19 protein-coding genes are annotated in these 17,985 nt (G+C 44.9%); 14 read left to right on the top strand and 5 right to left on the bottom strand.

The genetic code is table 11. The features are described 5' to 3' along the window. Positions 1 to 25 precede the first annotated feature (25 nt). Positions 26 to 736: a YwiC-like family protein gene (locus BLS49_RS09535; RefSeq protein WP_245742320.1), complete on the bottom strand. Its 711-nt coding sequence runs from the start codon at positions 734 to 736 to the stop codon at positions 26 to 28. 187 nt (positions 737 to 923) lie between these two features. On the opposite strand from BLS49_RS09535, the gene ilvB reads away from it, so the two are divergent. After that, positions 924 to 2,633, top strand: coding sequence for a biosynthetic-type acetolactate synthase large subunit (gene ilvB / locus BLS49_RS09540; RefSeq protein WP_217640049.1), 1,710 nt, complete (start codon positions 924 to 926; stop codon positions 2,631 to 2,633). Positions 2,634 to 3,076: 443 nt separating this feature from the next. Here the strand turns inward: ilvB and BLS49_RS09545 are convergent, their stop codons facing one another. The 4 genes from BLS49_RS09545 to BLS49_RS09560 form a co-directional block, all read right to left on the bottom strand. After that, the gene (locus BLS49_RS09545; protein ID WP_175471358.1) at positions 3,077 to 3,388 is read right to left on the bottom strand and encodes a YciI family protein; all 312 of its coding nucleotides are present in this window, start codon (positions 3,386 to 3,388) and stop codon (positions 3,077 to 3,079) included. A gap of 58 nt (positions 3,389 to 3,446) precedes the next feature. Further along, positions 3,447 to 3,740 (bottom strand): hypothetical protein, encoded by a 294-nt coding sequence (locus tag BLS49_RS09550; protein ID WP_091228972.1) that lies wholly within the window; start codon positions 3,738 to 3,740, stop codon positions 3,447 to 3,449. A 116-nt stretch (positions 3,741 to 3,856) separates the two neighbouring features. Then, the gene (locus tag BLS49_RS09555; protein ID WP_091228974.1) at positions 3,857 to 4,195 is read right to left on the bottom strand and encodes a YlbF family regulator; all 339 of its coding nucleotides are present in this window, start codon (positions 4,193 to 4,195) and stop codon (positions 3,857 to 3,859) included. Between the two features lie 40 nt (positions 4,196 to 4,235). Further along, positions 4,236 to 5,399, bottom strand: a complete 1,164-nt coding sequence (locus tag BLS49_RS09560) for a DUF445 family protein (protein ID WP_091228977.1) — start codon at positions 5,397 to 5,399, stop codon at positions 4,236 to 4,238. A 147-nt stretch (positions 5,400 to 5,546) separates the two neighbouring features. Between BLS49_RS09560 and BLS49_RS09565 the strand changes: the two genes are divergently transcribed. The 13 genes from BLS49_RS09565 (at position 5,547) to BLS49_RS09625 (ending at position 17,984) form a co-directional block, all read left to right on the top strand. Continuing rightward, positions 5,547 to 6,914, top strand: a complete 1,368-nt coding sequence (locus tag BLS49_RS09565) for a YheC/YheD family endospore coat-associated protein (RefSeq protein WP_091228980.1) — start codon at positions 5,547 to 5,549, stop codon at positions 6,912 to 6,914. Between the two features lie 14 nt (positions 6,915 to 6,928). Further along, on the top strand, positions 6,929 to 8,038 hold the full coding sequence (locus BLS49_RS09570; protein ID WP_091228984.1) for a YheC/YheD family endospore coat-associated protein: 1,110 nt from the start codon (positions 6,929 to 6,931) through the stop codon (positions 8,036 to 8,038). Between the two features lie 25 nt (positions 8,039 to 8,063). Continuing rightward, a complete protein-coding gene (locus tag BLS49_RS09575) occupies positions 8,064 to 9,437 on the top strand; it encodes a YheC/YheD family endospore coat-associated protein (RefSeq protein WP_091228987.1) in 1,374 nt (457 codons plus the stop codon). Next, positions 9,437 to 10,552 (top strand): YheC/YheD family endospore coat-associated protein, encoded by a 1,116-nt coding sequence (locus BLS49_RS09580; protein WP_091228990.1) that lies wholly within the window; start codon positions 9,437 to 9,439, stop codon positions 10,550 to 10,552. The genes BLS49_RS09575 and BLS49_RS09580 overlap by 1 nt, the downstream gene beginning before the upstream one ends. 27 nt (positions 10,553 to 10,579) lie before the next feature. Beyond that, on the top strand, positions 10,580 to 11,077 hold the full coding sequence (locus BLS49_RS09585) for a GNAT family N-acetyltransferase (protein WP_091228993.1): 498 nt from the start codon (positions 10,580 to 10,582) through the stop codon (positions 11,075 to 11,077). A gap of 7 nt (positions 11,078 to 11,084) precedes the next feature. After that, positions 11,085 to 12,194 (top strand): YheC/YheD family endospore coat-associated protein, encoded by a 1,110-nt coding sequence (locus BLS49_RS09590; RefSeq protein WP_091228996.1) that lies wholly within the window; start codon positions 11,085 to 11,087, stop codon positions 12,192 to 12,194. Between the two features lie 216 nt (positions 12,195 to 12,410). Beyond that, positions 12,411 to 13,196 carry a basic amino acid ABC transporter substrate-binding protein gene (locus BLS49_RS09595; RefSeq protein WP_091228998.1) on the top strand — a complete coding sequence of 262 codons (786 nt, stop codon included), beginning with the start codon at positions 12,411 to 12,413 and terminating at the stop codon, positions 13,194 to 13,196. Between the two features lie 81 nt (positions 13,197 to 13,277). Next, the gene (locus tag BLS49_RS09600) at positions 13,278 to 13,925 is read left to right on the top strand and encodes an amino acid ABC transporter permease (RefSeq protein ID WP_091229000.1); all 648 of its coding nucleotides are present in this window, start codon (positions 13,278 to 13,280) and stop codon (positions 13,923 to 13,925) included. Between the two features lie 10 nt (positions 13,926 to 13,935). After that, entirely contained in the window at positions 13,936 to 14,658 is a 723-nt protein-coding gene (locus BLS49_RS09605; protein ID WP_091229251.1) for an amino acid ABC transporter ATP-binding protein, read from the top strand. 535 nt (positions 14,659 to 15,193) lie between these two features. Continuing rightward, positions 15,194 to 15,772: a CD3073 family putative ECF transporter S component gene (locus tag BLS49_RS09610; RefSeq protein WP_091229003.1), complete on the top strand. Its 579-nt coding sequence runs from the start codon at positions 15,194 to 15,196 to the stop codon at positions 15,770 to 15,772. Beyond that, a complete protein-coding gene (locus BLS49_RS09615; protein ID WP_091229005.1) occupies positions 15,762 to 16,280 on the top strand; it encodes a CD3072 family TudS-related putative desulfidase in 519 nt (172 codons plus the stop codon). The genes BLS49_RS09610 and BLS49_RS09615 overlap by 11 nt, the downstream gene beginning before the upstream one ends. Continuing rightward, on the top strand, positions 16,273 to 17,115 hold the full coding sequence (locus tag BLS49_RS09620) for an ATP-binding cassette domain-containing protein (protein ID WP_091229008.1): 843 nt from the start codon (positions 16,273 to 16,275) through the stop codon (positions 17,113 to 17,115). Before BLS49_RS09615 ends, BLS49_RS09620 begins: the two co-directional genes overlap by 8 nt. Then, entirely contained in the window at positions 17,100 to 17,984 is an 885-nt protein-coding gene (locus BLS49_RS09625) for an ATP-binding cassette domain-containing protein (RefSeq protein ID WP_091229011.1), read from the top strand. The genes BLS49_RS09620 and BLS49_RS09625 overlap by 16 nt, the downstream gene beginning before the upstream one ends. Position 17,985 lies beyond the last annotated feature (1 nt).

Here is a 17,985-nt window from a genome sequence, read left to right on the forward strand (position 1 = left end):
GGGAGGATAACGCTATGTGTCCGGTTTACGCAATCCATACGCTCACCAGTACAACGATGGAGCAGACAATCTCAGAAATTCCAGCCTGTTTTACCGTAATTCCAATTCGAGGGAACCCGATCGCCCGAATCAATAGTACAGCTGCCGCAGCTATCATAACCCATGGAAGGAGCCACAGCGATAACAGTACCAGAGCGATATGATAACTGATGGAATAATAATAGAAACGTTTGTTATTTTTCTCACGGATCATCGTCTTTACATACAAAGCTGTACCTACAAAATAAAGAAGGCTAACAATAAACAACTTGGCAGCCAGCCCGTAATCCGTTCCTTCTCCAATCAAAAAGGAGATAAAAACCATGAGGCTGAATTGAACGATCGCAGCGATATCATTTACCAGGGCACGTTCTCTCTTTTGCTTGGCATAGTAGGCATTAACGATAAACAGCGGCAAAAACACTAACGCCAGAACCACCATAACAGGCCGAAGTACAACCAGCCATAATGCAAAAGGTATCAGAACAAAGGTATAGACGAGAACCGGTTTTCGGTAAAATTTCGTCTTTTTCGTACGAATCCATTGGAGTACTGCGAACATAAGCAAATAAATAATCAGCCAACAGGCAAATAACAAAATATGTACCAAATTAGGCTTGGATGCTATGATTCCAAACAAAAAAGGAATGATCAGCATGGCCCATGCGCCGTGTTGATTAGGAATATAGTATTTCAAAGCCAGACCTCACTCTCTAGACTCTCAATGACACAATGGTAATCTATCATATTAAATCATATAATCACGATCATTTCATACGAGTGATACCCGTCACTGGTATCCTGACTTTTCTGCAATATATGACCATGGTCACTCTAAACGGATTACTAATCAGTTAAAATTGTCAAAAACGATAGGGGGTCTCATCTTGAGTGCACTTCATGAAACACTACTGCAAACGACCAACGGAGCACAGCTACTCATTCAATGCCTGCTAAATGAAAATGTGAATACGATTTTTGGATATCCCGGGGGCGCGGTCATTCCGATCTATGATGCACTTTATGATTGCGCTGAGATCACACATATTCTCACCCGTCATGAACAAGCAGCGGTTCATGCAGCAGACGGATATGCCAGAGTAACAGGTCGCCCCGGCGTGGCGTTAGTTACTTCCGGTCCTGGAGCGACCAATGCGGTCACTGGCATTGCCAATGCGTTTATGGATTCTGTACCTCTTGTCGTACTAACGGGCCAAGTTTCCACCGATCTGATCGGGAGAGACAGCTTTCAAGAGGTAAATATTTTTGGCATGACCATGGATATTACGAAACACAATTATGTAGTGTTGGATATTGCTGATCTTCCACGGATTATCAAAGAGGCATTCCATATTGCCTCTACTGGCAGACCAGGACCAGTATTGATTGATCTACCAAAAAACATCATGAACACCAAGTCGAATCTTCAGCCATTAGATCAAGTGTCCATTCGTGGTTATGATCACACTCCACCTATCTCAGACGAAATCGTGAGAGCCATCCATGATCGACTTTTCTCTGCGAAGCGGCCTGTAATCATTGCCGGAGGAGGCGTTGTCTCCTCCGGGGCATCACAGCAGCTCCACTGCCTGGCAGAAAAGGTCGGAATTCCAATCGTGAATACGCTTATGGGAATAGGTTCTTTTCCTACCAATCATCCCTTGTATCTTGGAATGTTAGGAATGCATGGTACATATGCCGCGAATCGGGCTGTTCATCAGGCTGATTTGCTCATATCACTTGGAGTTAGATTTAATGATCGTTTGTCCGGAAAAATCAAGTCTTTTTCACCAAACTCCTGGAAGATACACGTGGATATCGACAATGCAGAGTTCAACAAAAATATTCCTGTCGATCTCGCAGTACAAGGGAACATCAGCCATTTACTAAGTAAATTAATTCCTCTGGTAAATCGGTCTACTATGTCTTCTTTATCAGAATGGGCCAATGAAACCACAGCTTGGCAAAGAAAAGTACCTCATTTCACCGCTGAGTCCGGTAATTTAAGTCCTCAAGAGGTCATTCAGCTGCTCAGTAAATATACATCAGGCGAAGCCATTGTTGCCACCGATGTTGGACAGCATCAAATCTGGACGGCACATCATTATAAATTTATTCGTCCACGCTCGTTTTTGACTTCAGGTGGCCTTGGAACGATGGGCTTTGGCTTCCCGGCGGCCATAGGCGCAGCCATTGCAGATGGTAACGGCCCAATTATTTGTATAACAGGTGATGGAAGCTTTCAAATGAATTTGCAAGAGCTGATGACTGCTGTCGACTATCAATTGCCCATTAAAATAGCAATCCTGAACAATGGCTATCTAGGGATGGTTCGTCAATGGCAGCAATTGTTCTATGATCGGCGTTATTCTTCCGTACAGATTTCATCTCCCGATTTTGTAACATTCGCACAGGCATACGGAGTTAAAGGCTTGCGAGCGCAAAGTCTTGATGAGGCCGATGCCATTATTCAGGAAAGTCTGGCTACTCCAGGTCCTGTGTTAATGGAGTTTAATGTGAGGGAGGAACAAAATGTGTACCCTATGGTTCCGCCCGGGGAAAGTAATGATCGCATGATTCTAAATGGAGAATAAAAAGAAAAAGGGACTGTCGCATAATTAGATTTTCATCTACGCGCTGATATTCGAGTTCGATCCAATAGCTGAATTTTCGAAGTTATTGCCACTATTTTGGTGCTCTCGATGTTTTTCTGGTAAAAGTGCAGGTTTTTTTTATGAAATATGCTTGTTTGGAGCAAAAAAATGCTGAAGTGCAGGTTTTCGACCCAAAGATAATCAGAATTGCTCGTTGACCAGAAAAAAGCTGCACTTTCGCAGGGATTTTCTGGAATCATATAACCTAAAGCTAAAAAACGGCACTTTTGCAACAATTACAACGGCTCTTTTCATGAACAGCAGGTATATGTATAATATTGGAATCGTCATGGATGTATCAGGTAGTTGGAGGAACGATAGTGTTGAGGGCCATCTCAAAAGTAGATACTCTACTTTTGAGATGGCCCCCTTTTATGTAAAATTCATCCCATTCCCATATGATTGTTAGCCTCACAAGACAGCTCCCAGGTTCGCAATTCATAAGTTTCAACACCAGAGACTATGTATGGATCTGATTCAGCTATTTTCTTTGCTTCTTCATAGGAGGAAGCCTTAATAATGACCATTCCTCCACGATAATCGCTAAACGGACCACAAAGCTCAAGCTTTCCTTCAAGATCAAGCTGCTTCAAATGCTGAACATGGGCACGAATCAGCTCCTCCGTCATTTTTTGACCAGGTACTACGGATAATAAAATAACATATCGAATATCTTCAGGTCTTGTCACATACATAATGATTCCTCCTATATCAATTAGCCGCCTGATCTTTTGACCAAACGGCTCTTTATTACTATAAACTATGTCCCCTCTTGCCATCCTCCTGCCATTTCAGCTCCCACTCCCGTACCTTGGCACGGCGTACAGCATCAAGCGCTCGCTGCTTTTCTTCATTCACTCCAAGAATAAAATGCAAATGCGCACCGATGACCAAAAAAGCGAAAGCCGACCAGACAATTCCGAACAGAGATACAAATCCCGCGCCAGGATTAAAAGAAATCATCGGCAATGCATACACGAGCATGGCTAACGCCAGGATTAAGTATACAACATGTTTCCATTTACTTTTCTTTTTAACTGTTTTCATCTTTTTCGCAGCTCCTCATATCATGATTTACACTGATAATCCATTCTATGAGCGCTGCTTCAATTATATGAGACAAGTCTTCAAATCTATAAAATATTTATTTGTGATAGAGAAAACTACACGTTATAGAGGTGTTGAAGGCTGTCCGTAATAATTTTGTTGACATCCTGAATTATAACGCTGAGACGACGCTCTGCATCAAACAGACGGACAATGTTAGGATTTTGGCTCAACAGCTCGAACTGTTTCTCCATTTTCTCCATCTCTTCCTGTTCTGGCATTTGGCCTGACATCATTCGCTGCTGCATTTCATTTTGCTTGGCACGAAAGTTATCCAGCATCTCTTTACTGCTTTGATCTACATCGATCAATTTCACCGCATCCGTAATTTCGATTACCTCTTTGCTTTCTTTCAATGCGCTTGCCAGCTCATGTGCTTTGTCATAAATATTCAATATGCTCATCCTCTCTAAAATAATGAAACATGCGCTTTGCTTAACCCCACCACAGCATAAAAAGAGACTGCAGCAGACCGATGAATCCACCAAGGAGAACACCGAGCCAGGTTATAGCGCGAAATTCCTTGCCGGATATGTTCAAAATAATCTCCTCCAGCCGCTCCACCGGGAATTTCTCCACCTGCTCTTTAACGAGCTCTGGCAGCTGAATAGCCTGCACCGCTGTGGGAATACCTTTAGCAATGGATTGAAGTGCTCGAGCTGTCATGGCAGGAATACCCGCCTCAGCTTGTTCCTTCCAAGGCGCGATCAGGGATGATACCTTTACACCTTCTACCGATTCTATCCACTTCTCCATTGGTAGATTAGCGATTTTGCCTGTAATCCAGCTTTGGCTCTCTTCACCTGTTAGCAGCTCCAACAGCTCAGCAGCTGGCTTATCGCCATATTCATGCAACCGCTGCTGAATCACCTGTACTATTTTACTTCTCGCATCATCACTCCGCAATGCCCGAACGATAGCAGGAGTAATCTTCCTCACCATTTTATCCTCGTCCACAAAAATCGCTGCCATCGTGCCTAAAAATCCGCCAGCCTGATCCATCATACCCGTGGCCATTGTAGTCAGCATCCGTTGACCTTCGGCAGACAATATTTCTTCCTCTACAGCACCTAGCACCGCATCAGCTGCAGCCTCGCTCCAGCGCTTCGTATTATCCTCGTTCCACCCAGGGACGATTGCTTGCAGCTCTACTTCATTCAGGTTGAATTTGTGCCAAGCGATGCTTACTCCATGCGCAGCTGTCAGGCGGAGCCCATCAGCAAGCCGAAGCTTAACCGACTGCCATTCTTCCTGATCCCAAAACTTATGCGCGACCTCTTTAAGCGTAAGCGGACTGTCATTTAAACGATGCAGCAATCCCCGTAAATATTCCTCAGCTTTATTCCGGAATGCCGGGCGACTGACCATTTCCTGAAGTCCTTCCGTCGTCACCAGATACTCGGCTACCACGTTACCCAAAGATACGGCTATGTCATCCCTACGTTTAGGAATCAAGCCCGGTGTAAACGGAACATGAAGCTTACCGATATAAATCGATTTTCTGGGATGAAACAACATTTTTATTGCATAATGGTTCGTTATTCCGCCGACAAAGCCAGCCACTAATACGCTAACTAAAATATATAACCAATCATCCACCTGCAATACCTCCTGTTATCCTTCCTCTTTTGTATAGGTTAATCACCAAGGATTCTACGTCCTCATATGATGCATTACATGCAATTACGCAGAAGCCCTATTGTGCATCCAAGACACCAAGCTTAGGTCTGGAAGGAGATCCGCTTCATGCCCTCCAAAAAACTAAAGATACAGATTTCGAGCCCTAATTTGCTGGAGAGTGACTACCTCGTCCTTGGAGATCAGCTGGTCAAACAGTGGAGAATCCCTACAAATTATCCACTGCAGCTGAACTTCGGCTCACTCCGGCACACCGTTAGAGTCATATCCTTAGCCAAGTTTGACGGTGTACGAATCAGCCAGGAGCTAGCAAACAAAATGGGCGTTCTGCCCCGGTCGTCGTTACGGCTCATTTATCGCCCGCAATCATCTACCCTTCAGTTCGGGCCGCTGGTAGGGGTGCTGATTAGCAGGGACATTCCAGGCGCTCTAGAGAGACCCTTTGGCCCGATTACGATGTTCTGCAAAGAGCTTGTTAATGCGTGCCAGCGTCAAGGGGCATATGTCTATTTTTTTACACCGAATCACATCGGTTCTAGCCCGGGAAAATTAACCGCCTGGGTCTATGGAGACACGTGGAAGCAGATCCAGGTGCCAGCAGCAGACGTATTCTATAATCGTTTAACTTCACGGAAATTGGAGAACAAACCTAGCGTACAGCATTTTTTAAAAGAAGTAAAATCCAGATACGGCAGTCACTTTTTCAATGAAAAGTTCCTGGATAAAACAGAGGTTTTTGATGCATTAGGTCGTGATATAACAGTATCCAGATATTTGCCTGAATCTCATTTGCTGCGTAATTTTACTGTATTAAAAACAATGTGCGCCAAGTATCCGATCGTGTTCCTGAAGCCGATCAGAGGAAGTCTCGGAAAAGGGATTATTCGGGTATCAAGACTTGAGGGCGGTGCTTACCTGACACTCGCTACGCAAGTTGGAGGAACAAAAAGACAGACCTATCCAAGTCTCGCCAAGTTGTTCTCTTCCATATCCGGGAAAATGAAGTTTACGCGTTATCAAATTCAGCAAGGCCTTAGTCTCATTGAGATTGATCGAAGGCCTGTTGATTTCAGAGCTCTTGTACAGAAAAACTTGAACGGCAAGTGGAGCGTTACGTCTATCGTTGCCCGAACTGCCGGCAGCCAGCATTTTGTATCCAATTTAGCCCGCGGCGGCTCGCTCAGTACTGTGAAAGAAGCAGCCTTCAAAAGCACTCTTCCTGCAGGCATCAAAGCGAAGATCGGCACCAGGCTCAAGACAGCTGCTCTGGATATTGCCCAAGGTGTAGATAAGCAGTTGCCCTCCCATTTTGGAGAGCTTGGTATCGATCTGGCTGTCGATACTAATGGTCGCATATGGCTGCTGGAGGTCAATTCCAAACCATCAAAAAATGACAATACCCCCATTGGCGGGGGCAAGATACGCCCATCTGTCAAACAAGTAATTGATTATGCCCGCTATTTGTCCGGCTTCTAGAAGGGAGAACGGTGATGTTGAGACCACATAAAGGCGTCATTGGCATTTTAGTATCCGAGAGCAAAGGTCCCTTCCCCTTCTCTGAAAACAATTATTGCCGCAAGCTATGTCTGATTGGCAACAAGCAAGGAATGCATATCTATGTTTTCTGCCCGTCATCGATTACACAGGATCGTTCAACTGTTCAGGGCTACTGCTATGAGAAAGGGAATTGGAATCGAAGGTCGTCCCCCTTGCCCGACATTTTATATGACCGTTGTTTTTCACATGATCGCAAGGATCAACAGCGCAAACAGAACGCCCTTTCCCTGCTATACGAGAAGCAACCCTTCATTTATTTAGCTCGCGGACTTACAGGCAAATGGTCTGTATACCAGGTGCTTAAGAAATATCCGGATTTAACTCTCTACTTGCCTGAAACACACAAATATACCGGAGCAGACCAGCTCTCCGAGTGGCTGCGTACTCATAACGGTCAGGGTTTCATGAAACCCCAAAATGGAACTCACGGGAAAAGAACGATGCATATTAAAGTGTCTTCTCCTCAAGAGGGATTGCGGCTGATTGGAAGAGATAACAGCAACAACATATTTAAACGCAAATTCCCTTCTGTACAAGAAGGATTCGAATGGATTCATAAATTTATAGGAAATCGTCCGTTTCTGCTTCAGACTTACTTGAACCTGAACAGTACACAAGGTGAACCCTTTGATATCAGAGTGCTCATGCAAAAAAACAGCAAGGGGATCTGGGAAATAACTGGCCGGGCAGCACGAGTTGGCCAGAAGCATTCGCTTACCTCCAACCTTCATGGCGGAGGTAGTGCGCATAAAGCATTGCCTTTTCTTTGTCGGGAGTTCGGAGAAAACGGGGGTAGAAACGCCATCACCGTCATTGATCATCTCTCCAAAGACATCCCATTGTATCTGGAATCTCACTTTGGCCGTCTCGCAGAGTTGGGTATCGATTTCGGGGTCGACCGTCAGGGTAAGGTATGGATTCTGGAGGTCAATTCTAAGCCTGGGCGCTCCTCCTTCTTTAGAATCGGAGATTATAAAAGTGCCAGAAAGTCTATCGAGAATCCGATCGGATATGCACGATATTTGCTGCTGAGTAAACCCTGAACCAAGTATTTAGGAGGATAAATTCATGAGTTTGACTTTTTGCAACGTCCATTTCACGCAGCAGCCCCAAAAGGTTGTCTACGTGTCCGATACTTTAATGAAAAACTTGAAGCTGTCGGGGAAAAAGTCGGTTCATCTCAGATTTGGCGGAGAACGTGTCCCCGCTACCGTCAAACCCATCAACAAAGCGGGAAAACATCTATACCTCGCCTCCGGTATTCGCAAAGGAATCAAAATCCCGAAGGCTGGTGGAGTTTATTTACGCAGCTTACAGGAAGGCGAAGTGCAAATCGGTCCGCTCATCGGGGTATTATCCGACGGTCCAACCTCATCGACGAGCAATCCATTCGGTTCCAGAACCGGATTCATTAAGCAGCTGCTGAGATACGGGAGCAAACAATCCTATATTTTTGCATTCACACCGCGAGACATTCAGTGGGAGAGCGAAACAGTGAACGGATACTTTTTAAATGAGTCAGGGAAATTCATAAGAAAAAAAGTTCCTCTTCCAGATGTCGTATACAATCGGCTGCCGAGCCGGCGAGCAGAGACCACCTCATCCATCAACCAACTCAGAGAGCGATTTATCCGTAAAAAAATACCTTTCTTCAATTGGAGCTTCTTTAATAAATCAGATATTTACCGACTATTGGAAAGGGACCCTCAGGTCAATCGTTTTGTTCCTGAGTCCATCATGAGCCCTACTCCAGAGCAGATCAAAGATTTACTTGACCGTCATAATCTCATTTACTACAAACCAAACAGCGGCAGTCTTGGCAACGGAATATATCGGTTATCGCATGTCGCGAAGAGCGGTTACTACGCCAGATATCGTAAAAATGGACGTAACGCTCTGCTGCGTTTCAGCTCATTCGGAAGTCTTATGCGCACCCTGCAGGCCAGACACGGTCGATCTCTGCGTGGTTATGTAGCTCAGCAAGGGATTCGCCTGATTGAAATTGATGGATGTCCAATTGATTTCAGATTTCATATGCACAAAAACGGACGCAACCAATGGGTGGTCGTAGGAATTGGAGCCAAAAAGGCAGGAAGAGGAAGCGTTACTACTCATCTTAAAAACGGCGGCTCCCTCCTCACACCAGATCAGGCTTTAGGCCGGACATTCGGTTCCAGAGCAGATGAGGTTCTCAAAAATGCAAAAGCTGTAGCTATCACACTTGCAGAAGGAATCGAAACAAATCATCAGCATTTGATTGGAGAAATCGGATTTGATATCGGAATCGACAAGGATGAGAGAATATGGATGTTCGAAGCTAATGCCAAACCCGGACGTTCGATCTTCAAGCATCCCTCCTTGCGGGCCGAAGGAAAAGCATCCGTTGAACATATTTTGGAGCATTGTCTATATCTCAGTAAATTCCGGAGGAGGGAAGGCTAATGAGCCAGCTCACTGGTGATCAGAAGCCTGTTGTCGCTGTTCTCACTGTAGCTGACGAACGATCGCTATTTCGAGGCAATCGCGCCAACTTCCGAGATATCGTGAAGATGGGGAGGGAAATGGATTTCCCCGTCTATGTTGTCACTACGAGGGATTTGAAATTAACGGGTAACAGGGTCAAGGGGTACTTTTACAGTCCAGAGGATAAAGAGTGGAAGAGGCAGTGGTTTCCTCTCCCCCATGTCATTTACAACCGAATTCCACTCCGTGAGGATGAGATCAAAGTCGCTGTAAGAAAAAAGATTAAAGAGTGCATCAAGCATAGCAGCATCCATATATTCAATCCGTATTTTTTTAATAAATGGAGACTGTTTGACTGGCTTAAGAAGAATCGTTCCACCAGACCACTTGTACCGGATACAAAAAGAATGCGATCCTCCGCTACGTTACATGCAATGTTGACTCAATATAGACGATTGTACCTGAAGCCCGAGAGCGGCAAGGCTGGCAAAGGAATCATGCTGCTTCAGCTTGAATCAAGCGATCCAGAAATTTATCAATTAACGATTCAAGGAAAACGAAAAAAAAATGTCATCTATAAAACCAGCAAGCTCCCTCTGATCTGGAAACGCATAAAAATGGAGACAGGTGGAGTCCCCTACATTATGCAAGAAGGTATTGAGCTCTCCAAATTCCATGATCGTCACTTTGATCTTCGTGTGCTGGTGCAGAAATCAGGTAAAGGCGTCTGGACTGTGACAGGTGTCGGATCTCGATTAGCCGGGCCTAAGAGAATTACCACCCATGTTCCTCAAGGAGGCAGCGTTGAAGATCCAGAGAAGATGCTGATCCCTACCTTTGGTTCAGAAATGACCTCTATATTGATCAATCGGCTTAAATCCAACTCCCTGCTCATTGCAAGACAAATTGAGAAAGGGTCGGGATACACTTTAGGTGAAATGTCTATGGATTTAGGAATCGATACGGAGGGAGATATGTGGTTCTTTGAAGCCAATGCCAAGCCGATGAAATTTGATGAGCCACATATTCGCAAAAGATCGCTGGAACGCATTTTTCAATTCAGTCAGTATTTATCCCGTCAAACCAAGGATTAAGAACGTAAGGAGGGATTAGAACCGAGCATGAACATTATAACTTGGACCCCCTGCAACCAAAGAGCTTGGGACCAGCAGCATGGAGATATTCTGTCATTTGTCCGAAAATACGGGCGCAGACGCATATCCTCCGAAGTATACCGGACGCTGATGAAGCTGTCGTACGATGAGCTCATAGAGGACGGAAGTTCGGTTCTTCTCGCCAACATTCAAACCGAAGATGGTACCAGGCTTGCGGGATTCTCAATCGTTACGGCATATGGTAAAAAAATTAGTCTTGTCCTGATCCATCCACTTTACCGCGGACGAGGCATTGGCTCGAAACTTCTGGCAAGGCAGCTGGACTTTCTGGGACAGCTGACCTGTCAGGTTGCTCTTGACAACATACCCTGCCTGAAAATGTGTTTTCACGCCGGTCTTTCTGCAAAACGACTGATCATAGTCCGAGGCGGCAGAACTGAGCTTCTGCTGGACGATAAGCCCAGTTCCTCAAATTCTGCGGCCAACTTACTTCAAAGAAGGTGATTTCTCCGTGTCACAACCCGTCCTGGGCATTTTAACTTTATATATGAACAACAAGAAACAGCTGGAAGAACGTCATATCTATCAGAAAATGATTATCGAGGGGCAGAGGCTTGGTCTGGACATCTTTGTCTTCACCCCTATGGATGTATATGACAGCAAAAAAATGATTCATGCTCTCGTATATGACCCTAAAAAAAGAACCTGGTCACGCAAATGGCGAAGCTTTCCGAATTTAATCTTCGACCGCTGTCGGATTCAACGCAGCAAACGTTTTGAGCAGCTTCGCAGGTTCCGCTCCCGCTATGCTAACTTAAATTACTTAAATCGTCCCCTGCGAGACAAATGGACGATTTATCAGATTTTGCTTAAGAAATCGCGATTCCGTTCTCATTTACCCAAAACCTTAATGTTCCGCAGTACTGCAGATATTTTCAACTTACTTAACGATTATCCCTCCATCTATGTGAAACCGGTCAACGGAACTGGGGGCCGCGGAATTGTTCGTGTTGAGAAACTGAGTAATGACTTGTACCTTATTCAGGGACGTAAAAAGAACCGGAGAATTATTTCAGCCCAAAAGCTTCACAAAGCGCGACTTAGCGCTTTTCTGCTGAACTGGAGAGGAAGCAGCCGTTTCCTGGCACAACAGGGAATTCAGATTAAACTTCCTAACGGCAGAGTTCATGACTACAGAATGCTGGTGCAGAAGAACGGGCAAGGTGAATGGGATGTTACCGGGTGTGCCGGTAGAATCGGAGCGCCTCGCAGTGTAACCTCAAACCTTCACGGCGGAGGTCACGCGGTCACGATGAACAGTCTGCTGGCTCAAGGTATAAGCGGAGAGGAAAGGCGGCAGGAAGTACGCCGAACTGCTGAGCGCCTAAGTTTGGAAATAGCAGCTTATCTTGAAAAAACGATAGGTGCTTTGTGTGAGCTGGCCTTGGATCTAGCTATTGATAAGAACGGTCATGTGTATGTGTTGGAGGTTAATCCTAAACCAGCCCGCGAAGTGTTCATCCAGTCCGGTGACAGTGAAGCTTACAGACGGGCTATTATCAGGCCTTTAGAATATGCTCTATGGTTGCATAAACGCACAGCCGCCCCTTCCTCACATTGAGGAGGAGCGGCTTTTGTGTATGGATTTAGTTGTTCAACTCCATAACTCACGCACCTTATGACATATATGTGAAATTTATAATTACATATGATGTAATAATATATAACATTAATATAGTCACCTTCTCTATTTTCTGCTAGAATCATGTTATATATTTTAGTTTCGATGTATATAGTTGGAGAAATCGAAGATTTATTACGATTAGGAGAGTGGATTATGGGGAAAAGAATGTTAACTTTACTCGCTGTATGCTTAATTACGGTTATGGCAGGGTGTAGCTCCGGCAGCAAGGAGACCACCTACAAAATCGCCACAGATGCGGCATATGCACCCATGGAGTACATGGACAAAGACAAGATCACTGGTTTTGATGTCGACTTTCTGGAAGCAGTAATGAAAGAAGCGGGTCTCAAATATGAGATCGTGAACACAGGCTGGGACCCTATGCTCACAGAGGTCAAGAGCGGAGAAACCTATGCGGCAGGCGTATCAAGTATCTCGATTACTGATGAGCGTAAGCAATCGTATGATTACTCCATTCCTTACTTTGAATCTACTAACATGATTTTGGTTAAAGAAGACAGCCCGATTGCGGGTGCGCTGGACTTGAAGGACAAGAAAGTAGCGGTGCAGTTATCTACCACAGCAGATTCGCTTATGGCAGGAATTATGGGTAACGACAGTCCACTCCTAAAACGGTTTGACAGCAATGCAATCGCTTTGCTCGAATTGGACAGCGGCGGTGTAGATGCAGTGGTAGCCGACATAGCCATCGTGCGCGAGTATATGAAAAACAACCCGGATAAAAAATTCAAGGGTATTCTTGATCCAGAGCAGTTCTCAGCGGAGTATTACGGCATACTTTTTCCTAAAGGGAGCGAGCTGAAGGCCAAGCTGGACCCTGCTATCAAAAAAGTGCTTGAGAACGGAACCTATACAGAAGTGTATAAAAAATGGTTTGGAGAAGAGCCGAACATTGATAACGTACTGAATGCAAAATAAATCCAAAATCACGTTGAGGTATGCGAAATTGTTTACTTTTGCGCATGCCTCTTTTTTTAAAGCTTTAAAGGAGTGGGTCATATGGATTTTCGGTTCGACATCATTTGGGACTACGGTCCTCTGCTATTAAAAGGTTCCTTGCTTACTATCGGCATTTCAATATTAGCCATTCTGATCGGTTCCATTCTCGGATTAGGTGTAGCGATTGGCAAAATGTCGACCAAATGGTATTTAAATTGGCCGATGAACGGCTATATTCACTTTTTTCGGGGCACTCCGCTTTATGTGCAAATATTAATTGTTCATTTTGGTGTTGTACCTTTATTTATGGGACAGACCAATCCCATTGTTGCAGCAGTAACTGCGCTTGCACTTAATTCGGCTGCCTACACCGCAGAAATCTATCGCTCAGGCATCCAGTCTATTGATAAAGGGCAGACAGAAGCCTCGTATTCACTTGGTATGACACATCGGCAAACGATGCGTTTTGTTATATTGCCACAGGCGATCAAAAGAACGATCCCCGCATTCGGCAATGAATTTATAGTCCTCATTAAAGACTCCTCACTCGTAGCACTTATTGCAGCACCGGAAATTATGTACTGGAGCAATGCGATGCGTGGACAATATATCAGGGTCTGGGAACCATATTTGGCAGCCGCATTCATTTACCTTATATTGACCTATTCGCTCAACAAGCTGCTATCCTGCATAGAAAGGAAGCTGTAAGATGAAGCCGATCATAGAAGTGATGGATTTGACGATGTCTTACGGAGAGCATCAGGTCCTTAATTCAATAAATGTCGCGATTAATAAAAGCGAGGTTGTCGTTATCATCGGCCCCTCCGGTTCAGGTAAATCAACACTGCTGCGCTGTTTGAACGGACTTGAGAAGCCACAGTATGGAGAAGTAATTATCGATGGACAGTCGCTTATGGATTCATCCGTTAACATTTCCTCTGTTCGGGCAAATATCGGCATGGTGTTTCAGCAGTTTAATTTATTCCCTCATATGAATGTACTGGAAAATATAATGCTTGCTCAGGAGCAGGTGCGCAAACGCTCCAAAGAATCATCCCAGGCCAAAGCGTTGGACTTGCTCCAGAAGGTCGGATTAACGGACAAGGCAGAGCAATCCCCGACCGCACTGTCCGGCGGACAGGCGCAGCGCGTCGCTATTGCCAGAGCACTCGCGATGGACCCTGCTATTATGCTGTTCGATGAGCCTACCTCGGCGCTTGACCCCGAGATGGTTGGCGAGGTGCTTGCTGTCATGAAGGATCTGGCCCGAGAAGGGATGACTATGGTCGTCGTTACACATGAGATGGGTTTTGCCCGCGAGATTGGCGATCGTGTCCTATTTATGGAGCAGGGCATCATCATTGAAGAAGGAGCACCGCAGCAGCTATTCGATCAACCGCAGCAGGAGCGGACGAGAGATTTTTTATCCAAAGTATTGTGAATATGATACGGAGCTTAATATAAAGCCGCCCCTTCCTTTTATTGAGGAGGAGCGGCTTTATTCTCTTTCATAATTTCAATCCAATCTCCCCGAAATCTCCTTATCTCACCCTATGCCCGCTGATAAGCGTATTTTTGTACAGTAATTGTATAGAGTACAACTAATTAAGCCGCAAGAAGATGTTTTGGGCAATTTAAGTACAAAATTACACTTAAACCTACCTAATTAATGTTAATTTGTAACTTTCCTACATAATAAGTGTATTATTGCAGCTAATCCAACGACACAAGTTAGTTATCGTTAATCTAGTAGTACATCCAATATTTTCACTTGACATATATAAAAATATTACTAAAATAAAATCTATTAATCCAATCAACTTAGTCGTGATTAATATTGAATCGTCTGTAGATGTTGCTGCGTACCTTTACAACATCTCGTTATGTACAAAGGAGGAGTCTGATTTTTTCATAATCTCAAAATACACAGGTCATTCAGCATTTGTTTATTAAATTTGGATTAAGGAGACAATCAGATGAACAAAAAAACACAAGTCATTACAATTTCAGCGCTAGCAGTAGCCATCAACGTAATTGCCGGAACCATCGTAGGCAGTTTGAAAATTCCATTTCTATTTCTTGATACCGTCGGAACTATTTTTGCCGCAGCCTTTTTCGGACCTCTCTGGGGAGTGCTTGTCGGGATTGTAACGAATCTAGTTCTAGGCGTCACTTCCGGATACACCGCGATACCTTTTGGACTTGTAAATGCTGTTGTCGGTCTTGTTGTCGGACTATTGGCTAGAAAAAAAGGGTATCGTCTATCAACCGCACTCCTATCAGGCGGAATATTGGCTGTCTTGTGCCCGTCCATAGGTACCGTTATAGCTATTGGTCTTTTTGGCGGATTAACAGGCGGAGCACATGACGTAGCTATTCTCTGGCTTAAACAAGCAGGTAGCAGCCTGTTCACCGCAGCATTTCTTCCTCGTCTGGCAGAAAATTTTGTCGATAAAATTTTGTCTGCCATCCTTGTATTTTTTATAGTTAAAAATTTGCCGCAATCACTGATTAAGAAAAGTAACAGAAAGAAGAACAAGTCCATTGAAGCGTAGCAAACAAATCCTTGTCGTCTCACACTGTGTCATCAATCAGAACGCGGTCGTAGGCGGCGAAGCTCGTAGCCCAGGCATCATGAAGGCGGCAGTCGACTGGTCCTACATGCAAGGATATGGCATTTTTCAGCTTCCATGCCCTGAGTTTACTTTTCTTGGTCCCGAACGTCCACCCATGACAGTTGAAGAATATGATACGCCGGAATTTCACGCTCATAATCGTAAAATATTGCTTCCTTACATTGAGCAATTAAAAGTGTATCAGGATCACGGCTACAACATTGTTGGAGGACTCGGTATAGCCGATAGTCCATCCTGCGATCCGGGAAAAGGTGTATTCATGCAAGACTTTCAACAAATAGCAGCTGAGCATGAACTTAATGTCGATTTCTTCTGGCAAATTCCGAATACCAAGAGCGGCCGATTTAATCCCGATGATCCAAAAAGCGTGTTCGGACCTGTATCCCCTTCCTCTAACAGGAATGAGGCGGTGAGCAGCAATGATTGAGATCCAGAATGTCTCCTTCTCCTATATCGATTGGGAGGATGAGATAGATAACGAGCACTCTTCGCGAGTGCTTCACCATGTGACAACCAGCATCATGACCAACGAATTCGTCGCTTTACTTGGACGAAATGGATCGGGCAAATCATCTCTGACACGTTTGCTTAACGGAATTGAGCTTCCATCTGAAGGTGCTGTTCAGGTGGAAGCTCAAACAACTCGCAACTCTCATAACATCCCTTCCATTCGCCGGGCTGTACAAATCGTATTCCAAAACCCGGAGAATCAGCAGGTTGGGCTGACCGTCGGTGAAGATATCGCGTTTGGACTTTCCAATATCGGCTACCCTCATGAGCAAATTCAGGAGCGCATCGCTTGGGCCATCGATATCGTTGGCCTTGATGCCGATGTGGATCGTCCAGTCACCCGGCTTTCAGGCGGTGAACAGCAGAAGCTGGCGCTAGCTTCTGTGCTGGCCTTGTCACCCCGTTACCTTATTCTAGACGAAGCCACCTCCATGCTAGATCCTGTAGCAAGAAAACAATTCGTACAAACCTTGCATGAGGCGCGTAAAAAGCACCCTTTTGCACTCATTTACATCACACATCATCTAGAAGAAGTTTTAGAGGCAGATCGCTGGATTTTGTTCCGTAACGGCCATTTGTATCAAGAGGGCTTACCGGAGCAATTTCTATCAGATAAAACTCTGCTTCAGGAATGCGGATTGGAATTGCCTTATTTGCGCTCTCTAGGCCTTACCCTTCGCGACAGAGGAATTCCTGTCTCAACCTCACTAGATGTAGAAGAATTGAGGGAATTGTTATGCAGATTCAATTAGTCAACGTCTCCTTCACCTATTCGAAAAAGAAAAAGCGGGCAGCTTCTACTGCTGCCCCCTCTGTATTGCATCATATTAATTTAACGATTCAGAGCGGAGAAATGCTGGCCATCGCCGGGAAATCGGGCTCAGGTAAATCTACCTTTTTGCAGCTGCTCAAAGGATTTCTCGCTCCAACTGGCGGACAAATTTTGTTAGATGGCATTGATCCTAACACTTCAAAACGTCCCGATTTATTTGATCAAATCGGTTATATTTTTCAGTATCCTGAGCATCAGCTGTTCTCCCCCACTGTTTTCGAGGATATAGCATTTGGGCTGCAGAGCGCCAAGCTTACCCGGGAAATCAAAGAGCAAAAGGTCCGTAAAGCAATGAAAGCCGTTCAGCTTGACTATGATGAGTTTAAAGATCGCAGTCCTTTTGAATTAAGCGGCGGCGAGAAGAGGCGCGTTGCCATTGCCGGGGCGGTTGTACTGGAACCTAGGGTGCTTATACTGGATGAGCCTACCGCTGGATTGGATCTGCAATCACGGACCGCGTTATTCGATCTTTTGCATCAGATGAACGAGGAGCTAGGACTTACTATTCTATGGGTTAGCCACCAGTTGGATGAAATCGTCAATCACGCTTGTAGACTGCTGGCCCTGAAAAAGGGCGAATTTATCGCTGACGGATCACCTGTCGCTATACTTTCTGACCCTGCATTTCTGAATGCTTTTGGATGGGAAGAACCTTCTGTGCTTATTGTCTCAAGATTGCTGAAAGAGCTCGGCATAACGTCAGGCAATGATAGAATATCTCCAGAAGAAGCCGCTGATGCCATTGCAGCAGCACTAAGTCTTCACCAACAACAAATTACAGCTAAATGAG

The organism is Fontibacillus panacisegetis (genome assembly GCF_900102215.1).
Taxonomy (GTDB): Bacteria; Bacillota; Bacilli; order Paenibacillales; family Paenibacillaceae; genus Fontibacillus; species Fontibacillus panacisegetis.

Bases quoted from the DNA above. Each gene is read 5' to 3' on its own strand.
- BLS49_RS09580 (WP_091228990.1), top strand. From the start codon at position 9,437: ATGAGCCAGCTCACTGGTGATCAGAAGCCTGTTGTCGCTGTTCTCACT.
- BLS49_RS09595 (WP_091228998.1), top strand. From the start codon at position 12,411: ATGGGGAAAAGAATGTTAACTTTACTCGCTGTATGCTTAATTACGGTT.
- BLS49_RS09570 (WP_091228984.1), top strand. From the start codon at position 6,929: ATGTTGAGACCACATAAAGGCGTCATTGGCATTTTAGTATCCGAGAGC.
- BLS49_RS09545 (WP_175471358.1), bottom strand. From the start codon at position 3,388: ATGTATGTGACAAGACCTGAAGATATTCGATATGTTATTTTATTATCC.
- BLS49_RS09550 (WP_091228972.1), bottom strand. From the start codon at position 3,740: ATGAAAACAGTTAAAAAGAAAAGTAAATGGAAACATGTTGTATACTTA.
- BLS49_RS09620 (WP_091229008.1), top strand. From the start codon at position 16,273: ATGATTGAGATCCAGAATGTCTCCTTCTCCTATATCGATTGGGAGGAT.
- BLS49_RS09565 (WP_091228980.1), top strand. From the start codon at position 5,547: ATGCCCTCCAAAAAACTAAAGATACAGATTTCGAGCCCTAATTTGCTG.
- BLS49_RS09575 (WP_091228987.1), top strand. From the start codon at position 8,064: ATGAGTTTGACTTTTTGCAACGTCCATTTCACGCAGCAGCCCCAAAAG.
- BLS49_RS09585 (WP_091228993.1), top strand. From the start codon at position 10,580: ATGAACATTATAACTTGGACCCCCTGCAACCAAAGAGCTTGGGACCAG.
- BLS49_RS09600 (WP_091229000.1), top strand. From the start codon at position 13,278: ATGGATTTTCGGTTCGACATCATTTGGGACTACGGTCCTCTGCTATTA.
- BLS49_RS09610 (WP_091229003.1), top strand. From the start codon at position 15,194: ATGAACAAAAAAACACAAGTCATTACAATTTCAGCGCTAGCAGTAGCC.
- BLS49_RS09625 (WP_091229011.1), top strand. From the start codon at position 17,100: ATGCAGATTCAATTAGTCAACGTCTCCTTCACCTATTCGAAAAAGAAA.